We start from the raw sequence: 16264 nt of genomic DNA, 5'->3' as shown, positions 1-16264 counted from the left end.
TAGTGTGAAGTCTATTTAGTTATACATGGCATATATGTGAAGATATCGTTAAAATGCTGTTATGAGTATATGTATGGCCTTCAAATAGGCTATTTATGAAACGTTATTTTTGTCGTTGGAGAATTACATTTGTTTAAATTGAACCGTGTTTTTCATGTTGCATCCACTGTATTGCTATTTAGTCTTTGTCTTTATAGTGTTATCGCTAGTGCGAATAGTCAGTTAGTAAGCTCTGGATGGTTAATTAATCCTTCACATCCTCCCGTTTCTGTGCAGATGCAATTAACCGGACAAACAGATCCACAGGCTAACACCGTTAATGCTTTGTTGAGTGTGAATCTCGATGATGGTTGGAAAACCTATTGGCGTTCTCCCGGGAAGGAGGGGTGGCACCGCAATTGGAGTGGGTTCACGATGCCAATGTTACTGCGCTAAATTGGCATTGGCCTGCGCCTAAACGCTACCCTGTTTTGGGGGTTGATACCTTAGGTTATAAAGAGATAATCCACTTTCCGATGGTTATTTCCGTAGCTGATTTTAATAAAGAGACCTATTTTGAGGCAAAACTGACCTTGGCATCCTGTACGACTATTTGTGTGCTAAGTGATTATAATTTTATGCTCTCATTTAATCCATCTGAGTTGCAGCCTGACTCTGAGGTCGCTTTCAGCTATGCGCAGGCGATGTCGAGCGTTCCCGTTGTTATTGACTCAGAGCAACTGGCTGAACAACAGAGTGCGACGATTACCGATATTCACTCTTATTGGGATAAAACAACACAATCGCTGCGCGTACAAATTAGTAATCAATTTAATTGGCGTAATCCCGATGTTTTTGTTGATACAGAAGATCCGCTGTTAGCGGAAATCAATTTTTCAACACCAATAATTAACATCTCAGGCAAGCAGCTAACAGCCTCATTTAATGCTTCGAGTTGGGCTGGAGATGTTGATTTATCCCAACAACCTTTGCATTTTACCGTTGTGGATGATGATCTTTTAGTTGAAATAATTAATCGTAGTTCTGATCAGGTTATCAACCAAACTGGTGCAGATTCACTTACGTCAATATTTTTAGTGGCATTATTAGGTGGTTTAATTCTTAATATCATGCCCTGTGTATTGCCCGTTTTAGGCATGAAATTAAGCACCATATTGTCGTTACAAGGAATTCAACGAGGGCAAATTCGTCAGCAATTTATTGCATCGAGTTTGGGAATTCTTTGCTCTTTTTGGTTGTTAGCTGCTTTTATCTTATTTCTGAAGTTATCAGGGCAAGCGCTCGGTTGGGGGATTCAATTCCAAAACCCATATTTTATTGCATTTATGGCAGCTATCACGGCGTTATTTGCGGCTAACATGTTTGGTTTGTTTGAGATACGGTTATCCGTGAAAGCCAATACATGGTTAGCCACGTCGGGTGATAACTCGTTAGTTGGTCATTACTTACAAGGTATGTTTGCAACATTGCTGGCGACGCCCTGTAGCGCTCCATTTTTAGGAACCGCAGTCGCTTTTGCCTTAGGGGCATCGACAATGGCGTTATTTACCATCTTCACCGCGTTAGGCATGGGAATGGCTTTACCTTGGCTAATAATTGCAGCTTTTCCTGGTCTTGCCCTGTTGTTACCCAAGCCGGGGCCGTGGATGAATCGTGTTAAGCTTGTGTTTGCATTAATGATCTTAGCAACCAGCCTGTGGTTACTGAGTTTGTTGGCGATATTTATTGGTGCGATGTGGACGATTAGTCTGGCTAGCTTACTGCTATTATCGCTATTTATATTAGTCATACGTCAATATGGTCAACGTGTTTTCTTTTTGGCATTGTTATCGCTATTACTGGTTAGTGCCGTAGGTTTTACTGTGGCTCATTTAAGTGATAATTATTGGGCAAGCTCAAATCGAGATGAACTAGATTGGCAAACACTTGATGTTGCAGTTATTACTCAACAGGTCGCGCAGGGAAAAACAGTTTTTGTTGATGTCACTGCCGATTGGTGTGTCACCTGTAAAGCGAATAAAATAGCCGTATTATTGCAAGAACCTGTATATAGCGCATTGCAATCTGAAAACATAGTATTGATGAGAGGCGATTGGACGGTGCGTTCCGATTCTGTTACACAATATTTACAGTCATTTAATCGTTATGGTGTACCATTTAATATTGTCTATGGCCCTGCTGCACCAGAGGGGATAGCTTTGGATACTATTTTGAGTAATAAACAGGTGTTAGCTGCGATTGCGCAAGCGCAAGGAGATAAATGATGAGTGATAGTAATGAACTGAGTACAAAGAAGAAAAAATCGATACGTAAATGGGCATCAACCATTGTCATTTATTCACTACTCTTTTTAGCCGTTGGTTGGGGGGTGGATTTATGGCGAACCCGAGCCGTCCCTTCCGATCAAATATTGGGTTTAGTGGTCAATGATGTACAAGGGGATAAAATTGATCTTTTAGCGATGAGCAAAGAAGAACCTGTTTTGCTCTACTTTTGGGCAACGTGGTGCAGTGTTTGTAGTACGGTATCACCATCGGTTGATTTCATGTCAGCGCATTATCCAGTGTTATCAATTGCGATTAGCTCGGGTAATGAGAGCCGTATTAAGCATTACATTGAGAGCAAAGGGTATGATTTTAAAGTTATTAATGACCAGCAGGGGGTAATAAGTAAAGCCTGGGGCGTTTCTCAAACACCAACCATTTTTATTATTGATAAAGGTGAGATTAAGTCGATAACAACCGGATTTACATCGCCGATAGGGATGTGGTTACGGTTATTGATGGCTTAATCGCAATCTGCATAATATCTTGAGGTAACATGGGTAAAGATAGCTGCGTTGTATTCAATTGTAATTCGGCTATTACTCAATCATACAGTTTGCTCCCTCATTTTTTCTCAATAAGCGATGACCACAATATGATTCCCCATATAGGTATAAGCAGCGCCTTGGAGCACTGCTTATAGCCATTACTTAACCATGAAGGGTGACGAACCAGTTAATGATAAACGCGTTCATTAAATCAATAAAGAAACCACAAACCAAGGGCACCACAATAAATGCTCGATGCGCTGCGCCATATTGTTGTGTTACCGCCGTCATATTAACGATAGCAGTGGCAGTTGAACCAAGGGTTATCCCTCCAAAACCAGAACTAATAACTGCTGATTCGTAATCCTTACCCATAAATCGATAGACAATGAAAATAGTAAAGACAATTGAAAGTAGCGCCTGTAAAAACATCACTGAACTTAAGTAAACGATGGCATTTTGCAATTGCCACAATTGTAGCCCCATCAATGCCATCGTTAAGAACATACCTAGACAAATATCAGAGATTAAACCTAAACTTTGTCTCATACCCTCTTTGGTTTTTCGTTTTAAGATGAGCGTTCTAAAGTTACCAATGACGATCCCTGAAATCATACAAGAGACGAACATGGGGAGTTTTAAATCTGTTTCTGAAATCAACATGTCTAATAGATAACCTAGTATTAAACAGATATTCAATAACAACCAAGCATGTAAGACACTATAGTGATCTAATTTTACGTGGATATCTTTATGGGTAACGCCAATATCTAACACTTGATCGTTACTTGCTGTTAATTTGTGTCGGTTAATTAAGTAGTTAGCAATCGGGCCTCCCATGACACAGGCAAGTATTAAACCGATGGTGTTACTCGCTATGCCCATTTCAGCGGCGCCTTGAACACCCCACTCTTGGTATAGTGGTGCCCAGGCCATTGTCGTACCCACACCGCCGATCAAAGAGATAGAGCCAGACATGAGCCCTAATAATGGATCTAATCCAAAAGCCGTCGCGACGCTAACGCCGAGAATGTTTTGCATAAAAATATAGATGATAGCAAGTAAGGTTAGAATTACTAAAGGTTTGCCACCAGAGAGTAAGCTTTTAAAGTCTGCATTTAGTCCAATCCCTGCAAAAAAGTAGAGTAGTAGAATATCGCGAACATTTAAGCCGAAATGAATTTCTATTTTAAAAACATAATAAAATAGTGCGACCACCCCTGCACAAACAAAACCGCCAATAACCGGTTCGGGATGCTATATCGTTGTAGTAGAGGTGATTTAGATATTGCTATTTTACCGATAAACAACAAAATAATTGTGATGGTAAAAGAGATAAAAGGTTTTATTTCAATAACTTCCATATGTATCCTGTTATTTTTCGGCTAATACTTTAAATAGGGTTACAGTTAAGCAGAAATTTTTCTGTAAAGAAAAAAGTAAAAAAAATCGAACCCTATGGTAATCCATAACGGTTCGATTTTAACTATACCTATTATCAATAAAAATGCAAAAATCAGTCAAGAAAAAGAGAAGTCATCCAGCTATGCAAGCTGTAATTTCTCTATTATTTACACTTACTGACCATCATAGTGCCTTTATGCAGTCCTTTTTCAACTTTAAAGCTATACACGTAAGTACCCGGCTCTGGAATTTTTATGGGTGATTCGGTACCGTAACCTGAAGCGGTCATGATCGGTTGCTCTTGACCAATAATAACGGCTTTGGATTTTTTCACTGCAAATTCAGATGACCAGTCAGCTGCGGCAAATTTAAAGGCAAATGCACTTGCACTCTTTTCTTCAACAACCACTTGGTAAATATTATTACCCTTATAAGTAAATTTATGTGAAGCAGGAGTTGCATTAAAGCCATCGCCACCTTTGTAAGTTCCGCGGATCCACATTGTTTTACCTAGCGGTCCTTTGTCACCTTTAATGGTTGGAGCATCACATTTAGCAAGATCGCCCGTACCCGTCAAACTCGCAACTTTTTTAGTGAACACAGGGCCTTTCTTAGAAGGGGAGTCTATATTATAAAATGCGGCAGAAAGAGGAGCGAGTGTTATCTGATATTGTCCAGTGACGAGTTTAACCGTTTGCTTGTCTAATAGATTAGTTAAGTTGCCAACACTACCTAACGCATCTCCTTTGAGAGTGATAATTGCTTCTTTATCTTTAGTGTTCACTAGATAAAGCACATGGTTATTACCTGCATCTTTACGGTCGACGTAAACATTATTATCTGAATAGATGTGTGTACGGCTGCCGTTATAAAGTGCCGGATTTGCAGCGCGCATTGCCATCAAAGAAGAAACATAATTTTTCAGGTCTGATTGTTGTTCATTCAGTACAGCAATCTCACCACCAACTGTGGTCGCTAAGCCTTCAATTGTTGCGCTTGAACGAGCAACGTGATCATCACATAGGCCACTTGAACCATCACAGTTAGAGTACATTGCTTCAAAATCTGGAACTTGATCGCCTATCTCTTCACCATAGTAAAGTGTAATTGGGCCGCTATAGGCAGCCATAAAGCTGAATGCCGCTTTATGACGAGTCCAATATTCTGGCTCACTTGGGTCAGCGATAAAGCCACGTTGTAGTAAATCACCAAAGCGCACTAAATCATGATTACCTAGCATTAAATTTGGCATCGCATGAGATGGATAGGAAACATGTGAGAATAGTGCCTCATCTAAATGGGTTGCTGGGCGTTTGCCGCCACTGTTCTCATCGACAGCAAAAGTCTGTACAACTGAATAACGTACAGGGAAATCAAATGCTGATGGCAGTGCCGGATCATCCTCTGGACCATATCCCTGTGCTGCGATGTCGTTGGCACCTGTACGCCAGATTTCTGCGACCATGTAGCCAAGAGGATTGACCTCTTTACCTGCTAATTTATAGGTTTGTGTTGCTGATGCCTCTTCTACGGCTTTACGAATTTCCGTCCATTGTGAAACTGGAACTTGATAAGCTTGATCTAAACGCCAGCCATCAATTTGTAGCTCATTGACCCAGTAGGTTGCAACTTCTTTATAAAACGCTAAGTCTTCTGGATATTTGGCTTCAAATCCGACATTACCAACTGGAGCACCGATAGTAGGTAAACGACCCTGAGGTGATTTAACAACATTACCTTTATGGTGACCAAACACACCATCAAAAATGACATACATGCCTTTTTCATGTGCTTTTTTAACTAACTCTTTAGCCTGTTCTAGTGTTCCAAATTTTGGATCTATTTTGAAATAGTTGCTGGTAAAATAACCCGTTGCATCGAGTCTATCTATCCATTCTGTTTGTCCATCTATAGGAATCGATTCAAATATCGGTGTTAACCAAACGGTATTCATACCTAACGATTTAATATAATCCAATGATGCAGTGACACCGGCTATATCACCTTTATGATGGCTTGTACCGTAACCTGTTCCATAATCGGCATTACTATCTGCATCGATAAATGATTCCACCATAACTTGATACATACGCAAATTACAGGCTGCATTGTTACTTTCGGGCTGATTACAGACTAAGTGGTTGTCCGACGCTGCTTTAGCAGCGGTAATATTGACACTATAGGGAGCGTTAGCCGCCTCCGTGTTATTAGCTTGAGTAGATTCTCCTGCACCACCAGCACAAGCTGACAATAATGCGGTCACCGATAGAGCTACTAGAGATTTCCGTAACATAATAGTAAGTACCTTAATTGATATATAAATAAAAAGTACGTTATTAAAGCATAGTCATTGAAATCTCAAGCGGTTATAGATCACACTCTACCCGTCATGGTACAAGTAAAATGTAAATTTATAATCGATCAGGGATCGTGGCAAAAAAGAATAAATTTCATTATGAATTGCTGTACTTTATGTGGTAGGGCGTAGTTTTCTGTTTTTATTAGGGGGCGTAGCTTATAAGCTCAGTTAAAATAGGTCTTTCAGCCTGTTTGCTGATATTTTATGTGAAATTGGTGTGATCTGTGTCATGCTATTTTATTGCTTGATTAGTGGGGCAAGCATTTTCTCTAGCCCGTTTAGTTTTACCTCATACATTAAAGCAAGTTGTTCACCTAATTTTCCTTGCGGAAAACCTTTACTATAAAACCAGACAAGATAGGGCTCTGGTAAATGGATAAGTTTACGACCCGCATACTTCCCAAAGGGCATAACTTGGTTGATTGCATCGCTTAATGCTTGCGTGTCTTGCATTGTGTTCTCCTGATAATAAGCCGCAACGAAATCGTTACGGCTTAAATTTGAACGCCTAAATTTAAACCGCCGCGAGCGCTTGCTCTACATCGGCAATGATATCATCGATATTCTCAATACCGACGGAAATACGTATAAGCTCTTCGCTAACACCCGCTGCTTTTAACTCTGCGGCATTAAGCTGTCTATGTGTCGTTGAAGCAGGGTGGCAGGCAAGGGATTTAGCGTCACCGATATTAACTAAACGTAATATCATTTTTAAGGCATCAATAAACTTGCCTCCTGCCTCTGAGCCTCCTTTGATACCAAAGCTTAATATACCCGATGCTTTGCCTGAGCAAATTTTTTGGCAGGTTTCATGATATTGGCTGCTTTCTAGGGCTGCATAATTTACCCATTCTACCTTATCGTGATTGCTTAAATAGGTTGCCAATTTGACTGCATTTTCACAGTGTCGCTCCATACGCAGGCACAAAGTCTCTAAGCCCTGTAGTATTTGGAATGAGTTCATCGGTGAAATTGCAGCCCCGGTATTACGAAGTGGTACAACACGACAACGTCCGATATAAGCAGCCGGACCAAAGGCTTCAGTATAAACAACATCATGGTACGAGGGATCTGGCTCATTCATCACAGCGAAACGTTGTTTATTGGCAACCCAATCAAACTTGCCTGAGTCAACAATAATGCCGCCAATGGATGTGCCGTGACCACCGATATATTTCGTTAAAGAGTGCACCACAATATCCGCGCCAAATTCAAATGGACGACATAATACAGGCGTTGCTACTGTATTATCGACAATCAGCGGTAAGCCATGTTGATGGGCAATCTCGGCCAATTTTTTAATATCAACAATGTTGCCGGCAGGGTTACCTATTGATTCGCAAAAAATAGCGCGTGTATTTTCATCTATTGCATCGGCGAAACCTTGGTAATCATCAAAGGAGACCATTCGTGTTTCAATACCCTGTTTAGGGAATGAGTGTGCAAAAAGGTTATAAGTGCCACCATAGAGTTGGCTAGTGCTAACTATGTTTGTACCTACTTCGCAAATACATTGAATGGCATAAGTGATTGCAGACATGCCTGAAGCAACAGCTAATGCGGCGATACCCCCCTCCATTTCCGCAACACGTTTCTCTAAAACATCGGTGGTGGGATTCATAATGCGGGTATAAATATTGCCAGGGACTTTTAAATCGAATAAATCTGCGCCGTGCTGTGTGTCATCAAAGGTGTAAGACGTGGTTTGATAGATTGGCACGGCAGCTGCTTTAGTGGTCGCCTCTGATTGATAACCATGGTGTAACGCAAGTGATTCTAATTTCATAATTACTCCGAACTGAAAATGGCTGTTGATACGTTTCATGTATACGATGGAGTGTTAAATCTAGCACTATAGAATAAGATAATCAGAAAAAATGTTTAAAATAACGGAGATTACTCCATTATGGGTATTGCTTAACTCTCCTTCAACCAGTCACTTTTATATCAGCAATTTATTTCGATGGGGACTAGCGACGAATGTTTCATCCAATTGACAGAGATAATTGACCATTTTATTATTTCATTTACCGAGGATGAATAACGCCTCTATAGTGTACTTTTAGCATGTTTTTTTTAATGATCACAAATCATGATAGGACTTTTAAAAATGAAGAAAATTTCGTTAACACTATTTGCTGTTTTTATTGGCCTAATTTCTCAGGTCGCCGTTGCAACTATTCCGAATATCACTGCAGACGGGAAGCCTTTCCCTTCCTTGTCACCTATTTTAAAACAGATAAGTCCTGCGGTGGTTAACATCTCTACTTACTCAACAAAACCACAGCAAGTTAACCCACTATTAAATGATCCCTTCTTTAGACACTTTTTTAATTTGCCTGATCAACAGCAAATGCCAGAAGGTAAGCAAAATAGGCGTCAGCAAAGTGCAGGCTCTGGGGTTATTGTGGATGCTAGTAAAGGCGTGGTAATGACCAATTACCATGTGATTAAAGATGCCGATGAGATACGCGTTTCGTTACTTGATGGGCGAAGTTATCAAGCAAATTTGATGGGAGTTGACCCTGATTTAGATATTGCAATATTAGAAATAGAAGCAGATCGCTTAACGGAGGTGAAAATTGCCGATTCATCAGCCATTGATGTTGGTGACTTTGTGATTGCTATCGGTAACCCCTTTGGCTTAGGGCAAACCGTTACTACGGGTATCGTTAGTGCACTAGGGCGAACTGGATTAGGGCTAGAAGGCTATGAAAACTTTATCCAAACCGACGCGTCTATCAATCCGGGAAATTCAGGTGGCGCGCTAGTTAATCTCGCGGGTGAGCTGGTTGGTATCAATACTGCTATCATTGCCCCAGCCGGAGGTAATGTTGGTATTGGCTTTGCCATTCCGAGCAATATGGCCAAGGCAAGTATGGTACAGATTTTAGCACATGGTGAGGTTCGCCGTGGTCAAATAGGGGTTGCAATCCAAGATATTACACCTGATCTACGCGATGCTTTTGCGCTTGAAAATGGCCAAGCAGGGGTGTTGATCAGCGATGTTGCTAAGGGGATGCCTGCGGAAAAAGCGGGGTTGCGGGCAGGGGATGTTATCGTCATGGTTGATGGTAAAAATACCACTTCCACGGGACAATTACGCAGCCTTATTGGTGTGAAAAATATAGGTGACAGCGTACAGGTAACCATTTTACGAGAGGGTGAAGAGAAACAGTTAACTGTTTTAATTGCCGCTCCACAGGAGACGGCGATTACGAATGAAGGACTACATTCATTGCTAGAAGGTGTGCGCTTTGAAAATGATAATGATGGTAATGGTGTTGTTGTTACACAGGTGTCGGGAAACTCGATTGCTGCGGGTAGTGGTTTAAGAGTCGGCGATCTTATTGTTGGCGCGAATCAACGCCGTGTAACTGACATTAAATCACTGACTAAAGCCTTAAAACGCAATGAATCTGCATTACTGTTACAGATAAATCGTAATGGAGGTTCGTTCTTTATCGTTATTAAATAACAGCGCATTAAAAACACATTAGAGCACCTATTTCCTTTGGCCATGAATATTTTATGGTTATTTGTGGTAATAGGTGCTTTTTTGTAGGCTCGATACCCATCTTTGGGATATAATGAAGATTCTTCTCTTTTTCATTATTAAGCCCCCAATATGCATAAAAATAGCAAGCTCATGGACAATAGAATGAATATTGTCGCCCTTACTTGGCCTATGTTTGTCGAGATATTATTGCGCACGGCACTTAATACTAGCGATGTGTTTATGCTTAGCGGCTACTCAGAGAAAGCGGTTTCTGCTGTAGGTGTCGTTACGCAAATATCATTTTTCCTTGTTATTATTTCAATGATGGTCAGCACCGGCAGTAGTGTGCTTATTAGCCAATATAATGGCGCTGATCGTCACCAAGATTCAGCAAAAATTGCCGTTGCGAGTATCTATTTAGGGCTTGCGATGGGGATCGCTTTAGGGGTGCTTTCATTTGTCGCAACAGGTGACATTATCTCACTGTTTGGCCTAGAGGCTCAGGTAGCGCAATTTGGTTATGACTATCTAATTATTACCGCTTCACTGACAATTATGGTGACCCTAGGCATTATTTTTTCTACTATTTTACGTGCTCATGGTTACTCTAAATCACCGATGTTTATTAATTTATTTGCTGGCGCGATTAATGTTTTCGGCAATTATTGTGCATTATATCAACCCTTTGGTCTACCCGTTTATGGTGTACAGGGGGTGGCGATTGCCACCGTTTTTAGTCAATTTATTAGTGCCGCCATTTTGTGGTATATGTTGCGCGATAAGAAAATTGACTTGCCAATAGGGAGTGTATTCGCGATACCTGCTCTTTTTTATAAAAAAATATTGCGCATAGGGATAATGAATGCAGGGGAGATCCTTTCCTATAATGTTTCACAAATGGTGATTATCTATTTCGTCGTACAGATGGGAACGGCCTCTTTAACGGCTTATACCTACGCACAAAATATTGCTAGAATCTCTTTCGCCTTTGCTTTAGCAGTTGGCCAAGCAAGTCAGATCCAGACCAGTTATTTTATAGGTAAAGGATGGATTGAAGAAATATTGAAGCGTGTGCAACAATATTTCGTCGTTGGTTTAATCGCTTCAACGACGATCACCGTCCTCGCTTATCTATTTCGTTTTGAGCTCATTGATATATTCAGTGACGATCCAGAGGTGCTCATCTTAACTGCAGCCTTAATGGGTGGATCGATTATTTTAGAAGCGGGGCGTGTTTTTAACTTAATCTTTATATCAAGTCTTAAAGGGGCTGGTGATATTGCTTATCCAGTGAAAATAGGCATATTAAGCATGTGGGGGATCAGCGTACTACTCGCCTATCTGTTTGGTATCGTCTTTGCTTTTGGTGTGCTTGGGGTGTGGATGGCAATCGCCGCGGATGAGTGGATAAGAGGGGTTATTATGATGTTCCGTTGGCGTTCTAAAAAATGGTTAAGATACACACTAACTTGATAACGAGGAGGGGGAGTTAATCCCCCCTCCTTATGATTAATCCATCAAAAATTCTAGACCGTATACTAACTCTTGACGTTTTACGACCTCTTTACAAGCGAGACAAATTCCAGGCATAAAGGATTCACGATGTTGTGAATTATGCTCTATTTTCAGCGTTTCACTTTGCCCGCCAAAGAATACCGTTTGTTGTGCAACGACACCTGGTAGACGTATTGAATGTAATTTGACGCCATGCAGTTCTGCACCACGAGCACCTTCAATTAATTCTTTGTCGCTGCAAGGCGTTGCCGCTTTAGTACGCGCTGCGGCAATCAGTTCGGCAGTACGAATGCCTGTACCTGACGGGCTCTCTTCCTTTTGTGGGCTATGCGCCTCGATCACTTCGACATCGGGTAAATATTTAGCGGCTTCAGCGGCAAATTTCATCATCAATACCGCACCAATTGAGAAATTAGGCGCAATTAACCCACCGAGCTGTTTCTGTTGTGCAAGCACTTGTAACTGTTTAACCTGTTCAACTTGAAAACCACTTGTTCCGATCACAGGGCAAGCACCCGCGTTTAAAATGATTTGCGTATTATTAAAACCCGCAGAAGCCGCAGTTAGGTCAACGACTACTTGTGCTTTTGTTGTGCTAATCAGCTCAGCAAGGTCATCACCAAAATCACATTCACCAACGAGCTGTAATTCGGGATCATTGTTAATTGCATTCACGGCTTCACTGCCCATACGCCCTTTAGCGCCATTTACGATAACTGTAACCATTGTTATTCCTTGCTTTTATTATGTGATAAAAACGCGATGAACAGGAATTCATCACTGAGTAAAAAAATAGAGTGCAAACAGTGCCCAGCTAGTTATTAATAAACCCCAGGGTAATGCGCCACGAGCATTTTTTGTTTGAGGAAGGGGGGCATTTTCAGATTGCTCACTCGTTTGCGTTACTTTGTTTATTCTGGATTTTTTAGCTTTATCGGCTTGGCGTTGCTTGTTTTTAGCTGATTTTTTATATTCAGCAATGCCTTTTTGAATACCTAAAGCAATCAACCTTGTTTGCTCTTTCGTTTGTCCAGGTCTTTGCGTGCTCTTTGCAATAACCATTGCTTCATCCTGAGTCTCGCTGGATATAGCATCATACTTACTCATGTTATTTACGTTTCTCTTCTTTTAGTGCTGCTAAACGGTTGAGTGATTTAGTACAGAGAACATCTAAAAAATTTTCCGGATCATCATAGCCATATTTAAATAGATGAGCGACTAATGTTGCGCCAATGGCTTTAGTTTCGCGTATCTCTTGATGGCTACGACCACATCCTTGGCAATAGTTACCGCCACTGGTGCAATTATTGGTACAGGGGCTGAATTTCATGATGACATCCTTTGCATAATTGGTTTGTAAAGCTAATTAAAATAGATTCCTTGTAATAAGAAAGTGAGTTTAACAATTTTGCGAGTGAGAATCATGAGTTAAACAATACTTTCTTCGTTGAATTTATCTTTCGTTAGGATTTTTAATTACAAAGGAGGATAATTCATCTCCATTCATTGACGATAATAAGGGTATGCATGCCATTTACATTAGATCCTCGCTTACATAAAGATTGCCATCTCATGGCAGAAAGCGATCGCAGCCTTTGGCTGTTACTTAATAATAGTCATTTTCCTTGGCTGATTATTGTTCCCAAAACCACGCAAACCGAGTTGTACATGTTGACGCCACAAGAGCAGCATGCATTACAGCAAGATAGCAATCTTTTAAGTGAATTTTTAACAACGCATTTTTGCTGTGATAAACTCAATGTTGCGAGTATTGGTAATATTGTTGAGCAGATGCACTTGCACATTATTGCGCGAACAAAGTCAGACCTTTGTTGGCCAGGGGTGGTTTGGGGGACGACCCATAAGCAGCCCTATAAAATTGAAGATGTTATCGAAATTCAAAATAAATTAAAATTATTTTGTCAACAGAAGATGATTACACTATTTGAGTTTGCGCCACCTCAATAAAGACTTGTTTGCTTGTTGCATTTACCCGCACAAAAGCTTAATTTGCTAGATTATAGAGACGATTACTAAAAGGGAATGTGGAATGCTTGAACTTTCACAACTATTTAAAGAAGTAAAACAACTACCCGTGTTGCCTGTTTTGCTGCTTGATTTAATGCAAAGTTTTTCAGACGAAGATGTCCGAGTCGAAGACATTGCCAAAAAAATTGGCATGGACCAATCTATCAGTGCGAAAGTGATTCGTATTGCTAACTCTGCTGCATATCGTCGCGGAAAAGAGGTCGAGTCCATTGAGCAAGCGGTGATCCGTTTAGGATTCAATCAAGTGCGTAGCATTGTGGTCGCAGCGACACTCTCTAATACATTCCCATCGACCCCTAGTTTTGATAAAAATCAATTCTGGAAAGATACATTTATTACCGCCACCATTGCTAAAAAATTAGCAAAACATACCAACGTTAATCAAGAGACCGCATTTACCTGTGCAATGATGCATAACATTGGTGAATTGTTACTGCAAATATTAAAACCGCAGGAATGTTCTTTAATTGCGATGGCGGTTGAGAGTGGTGAACCGTCTTTCCGCTCAGCGTGAAACTTTCGGATTTGACTATAGTCAAGTTGGTGCACAGTTAGCGAAACATTGGGATTTCTCAACGGTATTTTGCGATGCAATAGAGCAACAGCTTGATCCGCTCTCCTATGAGCAGCCCTCTAAAGCGGCGATTCTTATTCGCTTATCTGTCTTTGCCAGTTTTGCATGGGGGGCAAAATTACCACCAGCAATGATAGTCGCGCGTTTTCCCGCAGCACTGACCGACTATATCGCGTTAAATAAAGAGGGCTTAGTGGATGAATTTGCACAGATGATAGAAGAGGGAGAAGAATTAGGCCGTCTAATGTCATCTTGATCTGAAATTAAAGCAGTTAAATCCTGCCTGTTTTGTTGTAAAAGGTAAATTGGCCGTGCATATTGCTCGGCCATTTTTTTAGCGAGTGAATAAGCTTTTTCTGAATTTACCCATAACTTATCAGACTCTTTTATTAAAGAGAGATAACCGTCATGCAAACGATATTTCTCATCACTCAATTGCTCCTCTGAAAGTAAACAAATTGTTTTCTCAATGGAGAGTATCGGCTGGTAAAACTGCCCCTGTAATAACTTCTTAATATTAACTAAATGACCAAAGCCTGCGGGTTCAATAAAAATGCGTTGCGGTGCACTCTCTTTGATTAAATTATTTAATGCCACACGAAAAGGCATGCCTGCGCTACAACATAAACAGCCGCCATAGATCTCTTTAACAACAACGTTATTAGCCAAAGCATGGGCCTGCGCATATTGGTGATGACCGATTTCGTTGACCAACACAGCCCAATTTTCATGCATGGGTTTATAGGATATTAGTCGCTCAATTAGTTTACTTTTACCTGCGCCTAAAAAACCGCTCACAATATGACAATTAATTTTCTTTACCATGAAAATAGACTCCTTAATTCATGGTTATCGTAGCATGTTTAGGCCATCCTCAGTTATACTGCAAAATTAAATTTACTGTTTAATTATTCGAGGTAGCTATGATTTACAGCATGACAGCATTTGCGCGTAAGCAATTTAAAGGTGATTGGGGTACCGCAGTGTGGGAAATTCGCTCAGTAAACCAACGTTACTTAGAAACTTATTTTCGCCTTCCTGAGCAGTTTCGTGGTTTGGAAACGAAATTAAAAGAGATATTTCGCAAACGATTAGATCGCGGAAAAATAGAGTGTAACCTTCGTTTTGAAAGCAATGATAGTAGTCAGAATGCACTGGTTATGAATTACAATCTTGCTGCTCAATTGATTCAAAATGCGCAATGGGTATTAGATACCGCGGGTACGGGGACATTAAATCCTGTAGATATTTTAAAATGGTCGGGTGTCATGCAAGCGCCAGAGCAAGATTTCGATAGCATTGCAATTGAATTAATGGCGGGTTTCCAAGCGACCATGAATGAATTTATCGCTTCACGTGCCGCGGAAGGAAGCAATCTCGCACTATTAATTGAACAACGTTTAGATGCTATTGAACAACAAGCGGCTAAAGTTCGTTCATTTATGCCAGAGGTGCAAGCGTGGCAAAAAGCACGCATACTAAAAAAATTCGAAGATGCTAATGTCGATTTAGACAGTAATCGCGTTGAGCAAGAGTTGGTCTTATTAGCACAGAAATCCGATGTCGCAGAAGAGTTAGATCGTCTCGATTCGCATGTTAGTGAAGCGCGCAATGTACTTAAAAAAGGCGGGGCAGTAGGGCGTCGTTTAGATTTTATGATGCAAGAATTTAACCGCGAAGCGAATACACTAGGGTCTAAAGTGATCAATACCGATATCACCGCCGCCGCCGTTGAGTGTAAAGTGTTAATCGAACAGATGCGCGAGCAGGTGCAGAATATCGAATAGTGTTTTACCCGTCCAAGAATGTCTTAGAAGCCCTGTTGGTTGCTTGTAAATACAGGGATTTTTTATTTCCCCAGTACAAATCGGTTTGCAGATGTCCGTTACCAACTACCTGTTTAGTGGTGGGTAGAATGGTGGGCAGCCATTATTGCCCCTCCATTATTTCAGCAACTATGGAGTAAACATGGGAAAACTCACAGCAGACAGGTTATTGTATACAGCAAAGCCGACCCCAAAAAATATTCAGACGGTGAAGGCCTATACTTTT

15 protein-coding genes and 1 pseudogene are annotated in these 16264 nt (G+C 40.7%); 8 read left to right on the top strand and 8 right to left on the bottom strand.

Features of this window, described 5'->3' with window-relative positions; translation table 11 throughout:
• Positions 1–129 precede the first annotated feature (129 nt).
• The 3 genes from AB2N10_RS12625 to AB2N10_RS12615 are packed head-to-tail and all read left to right on the top strand — an operon-like array spanning position 130 to position 2791.
• The gene (locus AB2N10_RS12625; RefSeq protein ID WP_369433925.1) at positions 130–435 is read left to right on the top strand and encodes a hypothetical protein; all 306 of its coding nucleotides are present in this window, start codon (positions 130–132) and stop codon (positions 433–435) included.
• On the top strand, positions 387–2264 hold the full coding sequence (locus AB2N10_RS12620) for a thioredoxin family protein (protein ID WP_369433924.1): 1878 nt from the start codon (positions 387–389) through the stop codon (positions 2262–2264). Before AB2N10_RS12625 ends, AB2N10_RS12620 begins: the two co-directional genes overlap by 49 nt.
• Entirely contained in the window at positions 2261–2791 is a 531-nt protein-coding gene (locus AB2N10_RS12615) for a protein disulfide oxidoreductase (protein ID WP_369433923.1), read from the top strand. The genes AB2N10_RS12620 and AB2N10_RS12615 overlap by 4 nt, the downstream gene beginning before the upstream one ends.
• A 183-nt stretch (positions 2792–2974) precedes the next feature.
• Here the strand turns inward: AB2N10_RS12615 and gltS are convergent, their stop codons facing one another.
• The 4 genes from gltS to AB2N10_RS12595 all read right to left on the bottom strand — a co-directional run bounded on the left by gltS (position 2975) and on the right by AB2N10_RS12595 (position 8361).
• Positions 2975–4030, bottom strand: a complete 1056-nt coding sequence (gene gltS / locus AB2N10_RS12610; protein WP_369433922.1) for a sodium/glutamate symporter — start codon at positions 4028–4030, stop codon at positions 2975–2977.
• Positions 4031–4379: 349 nt separating this feature from the next.
• Positions 4380–6509, bottom strand: a complete 2130-nt coding sequence (locus AB2N10_RS12605) for an alpha-amylase family glycosyl hydrolase (protein ID WP_369433921.1) — start codon at positions 6507–6509, stop codon at positions 4380–4382.
• A 303-nt stretch (positions 6510–6812) separates the two neighbouring features.
• Positions 6813–7028: a DUF3820 family protein gene (locus AB2N10_RS12600; RefSeq protein ID WP_354622724.1), complete on the bottom strand. Its 216-nt coding sequence runs from the start codon at positions 7026–7028 to the stop codon at positions 6813–6815.
• Positions 7029–7089: 61 nt separating this feature from the next.
• Entirely contained in the window at positions 7090–8361 is a 1272-nt protein-coding gene (locus tag AB2N10_RS12595) for an aminotransferase class I/II-fold pyridoxal phosphate-dependent enzyme (protein WP_354622723.1), read from the bottom strand.
• 324 nt (positions 8362–8685) lie between these two features.
• Between AB2N10_RS12595 and AB2N10_RS12590 the strand changes: the two genes are divergently transcribed.
• A complete protein-coding gene (locus AB2N10_RS12590; protein ID WP_354622722.1) occupies positions 8686–10053 on the top strand; it encodes a Do family serine endopeptidase in 1368 nt (455 codons plus the stop codon).
• Positions 10054–10236: 183 nt separating this feature from the next.
• Positions 10237–11547: an MATE family efflux transporter gene (locus tag AB2N10_RS12585; protein ID WP_369433920.1), complete on the top strand. Its 1311-nt coding sequence runs from the start codon at positions 10237–10239 to the stop codon at positions 11545–11547.
• Between the two features lie 36 nt (positions 11548–11583).
• Here AB2N10_RS12585 and dapB read toward each other — a convergent pair whose 3' ends face one another.
• From dapB to AB2N10_RS12570, 3 genes are read right to left on the bottom strand one after another with little or no spacing between them, the layout of a single operon-like run.
• Positions 11584–12315, bottom strand: a complete 732-nt coding sequence (dapB, locus tag AB2N10_RS12580; protein ID WP_354622719.1) for a 4-hydroxy-tetrahydrodipicolinate reductase — start codon at positions 12313–12315, stop codon at positions 11584–11586.
• Between the two features lie 51 nt (positions 12316–12366).
• Complete coding sequence (locus AB2N10_RS12575) at positions 12367–12696, bottom strand: DUF2956 domain-containing protein (RefSeq protein ID WP_354622718.1); 330 nt, start codon at positions 12694–12696, stop codon at positions 12367–12369.
• A gap of 1 nt (position 12697) precedes the next feature.
• Positions 12698–12919: a DUF1289 domain-containing protein gene (locus AB2N10_RS12570; protein WP_354622717.1), complete on the bottom strand. Its 222-nt coding sequence runs from the start codon at positions 12917–12919 to the stop codon at positions 12698–12700.
• Between the two features lie 197 nt (positions 12920–13116).
• Here AB2N10_RS12570 and AB2N10_RS12565 point away from each other — a divergent pair, with 197 nt between their 5' ends.
• Both AB2N10_RS12565 and AB2N10_RS12560 read left to right on the top strand, forming a co-directional pair.
• A complete protein-coding gene (locus AB2N10_RS12565; RefSeq protein WP_354622716.1) occupies positions 13117–13557 on the top strand; it encodes an HIT family protein in 441 nt (146 codons plus the stop codon).
• Positions 13558–13639: 82 nt separating this feature from the next.
• A pseudogene (locus AB2N10_RS12560) lies at positions 13640–14468 on the top strand (HDOD domain-containing protein).
• Here AB2N10_RS12560 and AB2N10_RS12555 read toward each other — a convergent pair.
• Positions 14378–15037 (bottom strand): GTP-binding protein, encoded by a 660-nt coding sequence (locus tag AB2N10_RS12555; protein ID WP_354622714.1) that lies wholly within the window; start codon positions 15035–15037, stop codon positions 14378–14380. The pseudogene AB2N10_RS12560 and the gene AB2N10_RS12555 sit on opposite strands and share 91 nt — an antisense overlap.
• Positions 15038–15135: 98 nt before the next feature.
• Here AB2N10_RS12555 and AB2N10_RS12550 point away from each other — a divergent pair, with 98 nt between their 5' ends.
• Complete coding sequence (locus tag AB2N10_RS12550) at positions 15136–15999, top strand: YicC/YloC family endoribonuclease (protein ID WP_354622713.1); 864 nt, start codon at positions 15136–15138, stop codon at positions 15997–15999.
• Positions 16000–16264 lie beyond the last annotated feature (265 nt).

The sequence above is a fragment of the Psychromonas sp. MME1 genome (assembly GCF_041080865.1).
In the GTDB taxonomy this organism is placed as follows: domain Bacteria; phylum Pseudomonadota; class Gammaproteobacteria; order Enterobacterales; family Psychromonadaceae; genus Psychromonas.
This window is presented reverse-complemented; position numbering and strand designations above follow the sequence as displayed.

Coding starts and splice junctions, on each gene's coding strand:
- AB2N10_RS12615 (WP_369433923.1), top strand. CDS start 2,261: ATGATGAGTGATAGTAATGAACTGAGTACAAAGAAGAAAAAATCGATA.
- AB2N10_RS12605 (WP_369433921.1), bottom strand. CDS start 6,509: ATGTTACGGAAATCTCTAGTAGCTCTATCGGTGACCGCATTATTGTCA.
- AB2N10_RS12600 (WP_354622724.1), bottom strand. CDS start 7,028: ATGCAAGACACGCAAGCATTAAGCGATGCAATCAACCAAGTTATGCCC.
- AB2N10_RS12595 (WP_354622723.1), bottom strand. CDS start 8,361: ATGAAATTAGAATCACTTGCGTTACACCATGGTTATCAATCAGAGGCG.
- AB2N10_RS12590 (WP_354622722.1), top strand. CDS start 8,686: ATGAAGAAAATTTCGTTAACACTATTTGCTGTTTTTATTGGCCTAATT.
- AB2N10_RS12585 (WP_369433920.1), top strand. CDS start 10,237: ATGAATATTGTCGCCCTTACTTGGCCTATGTTTGTCGAGATATTATTG.
- dapB (WP_354622719.1), bottom strand. CDS start 12,315: ATGGTTACAGTTATCGTAAATGGCGCTAAAGGGCGTATGGGCAGTGAA.
- AB2N10_RS12575 (WP_354622718.1), bottom strand. CDS start 12,696: ATGAGTAAGTATGATGCTATATCCAGCGAGACTCAGGATGAAGCAATG.
- AB2N10_RS12570 (WP_354622717.1), bottom strand. CDS start 12,919: ATGAAATTCAGCCCCTGTACCAATAATTGCACCAGTGGCGGTAACTAT.
- AB2N10_RS12565 (WP_354622716.1), top strand. CDS start 13,117: ATGCCATTTACATTAGATCCTCGCTTACATAAAGATTGCCATCTCATG.
- AB2N10_RS12555 (WP_354622714.1), bottom strand. CDS start 15,037: ATGGTAAAGAAAATTAATTGTCATATTGTGAGCGGTTTTTTAGGCGCA.
- AB2N10_RS12550 (WP_354622713.1), top strand. CDS start 15,136: ATGATTTACAGCATGACAGCATTTGCGCGTAAGCAATTTAAAGGTGAT.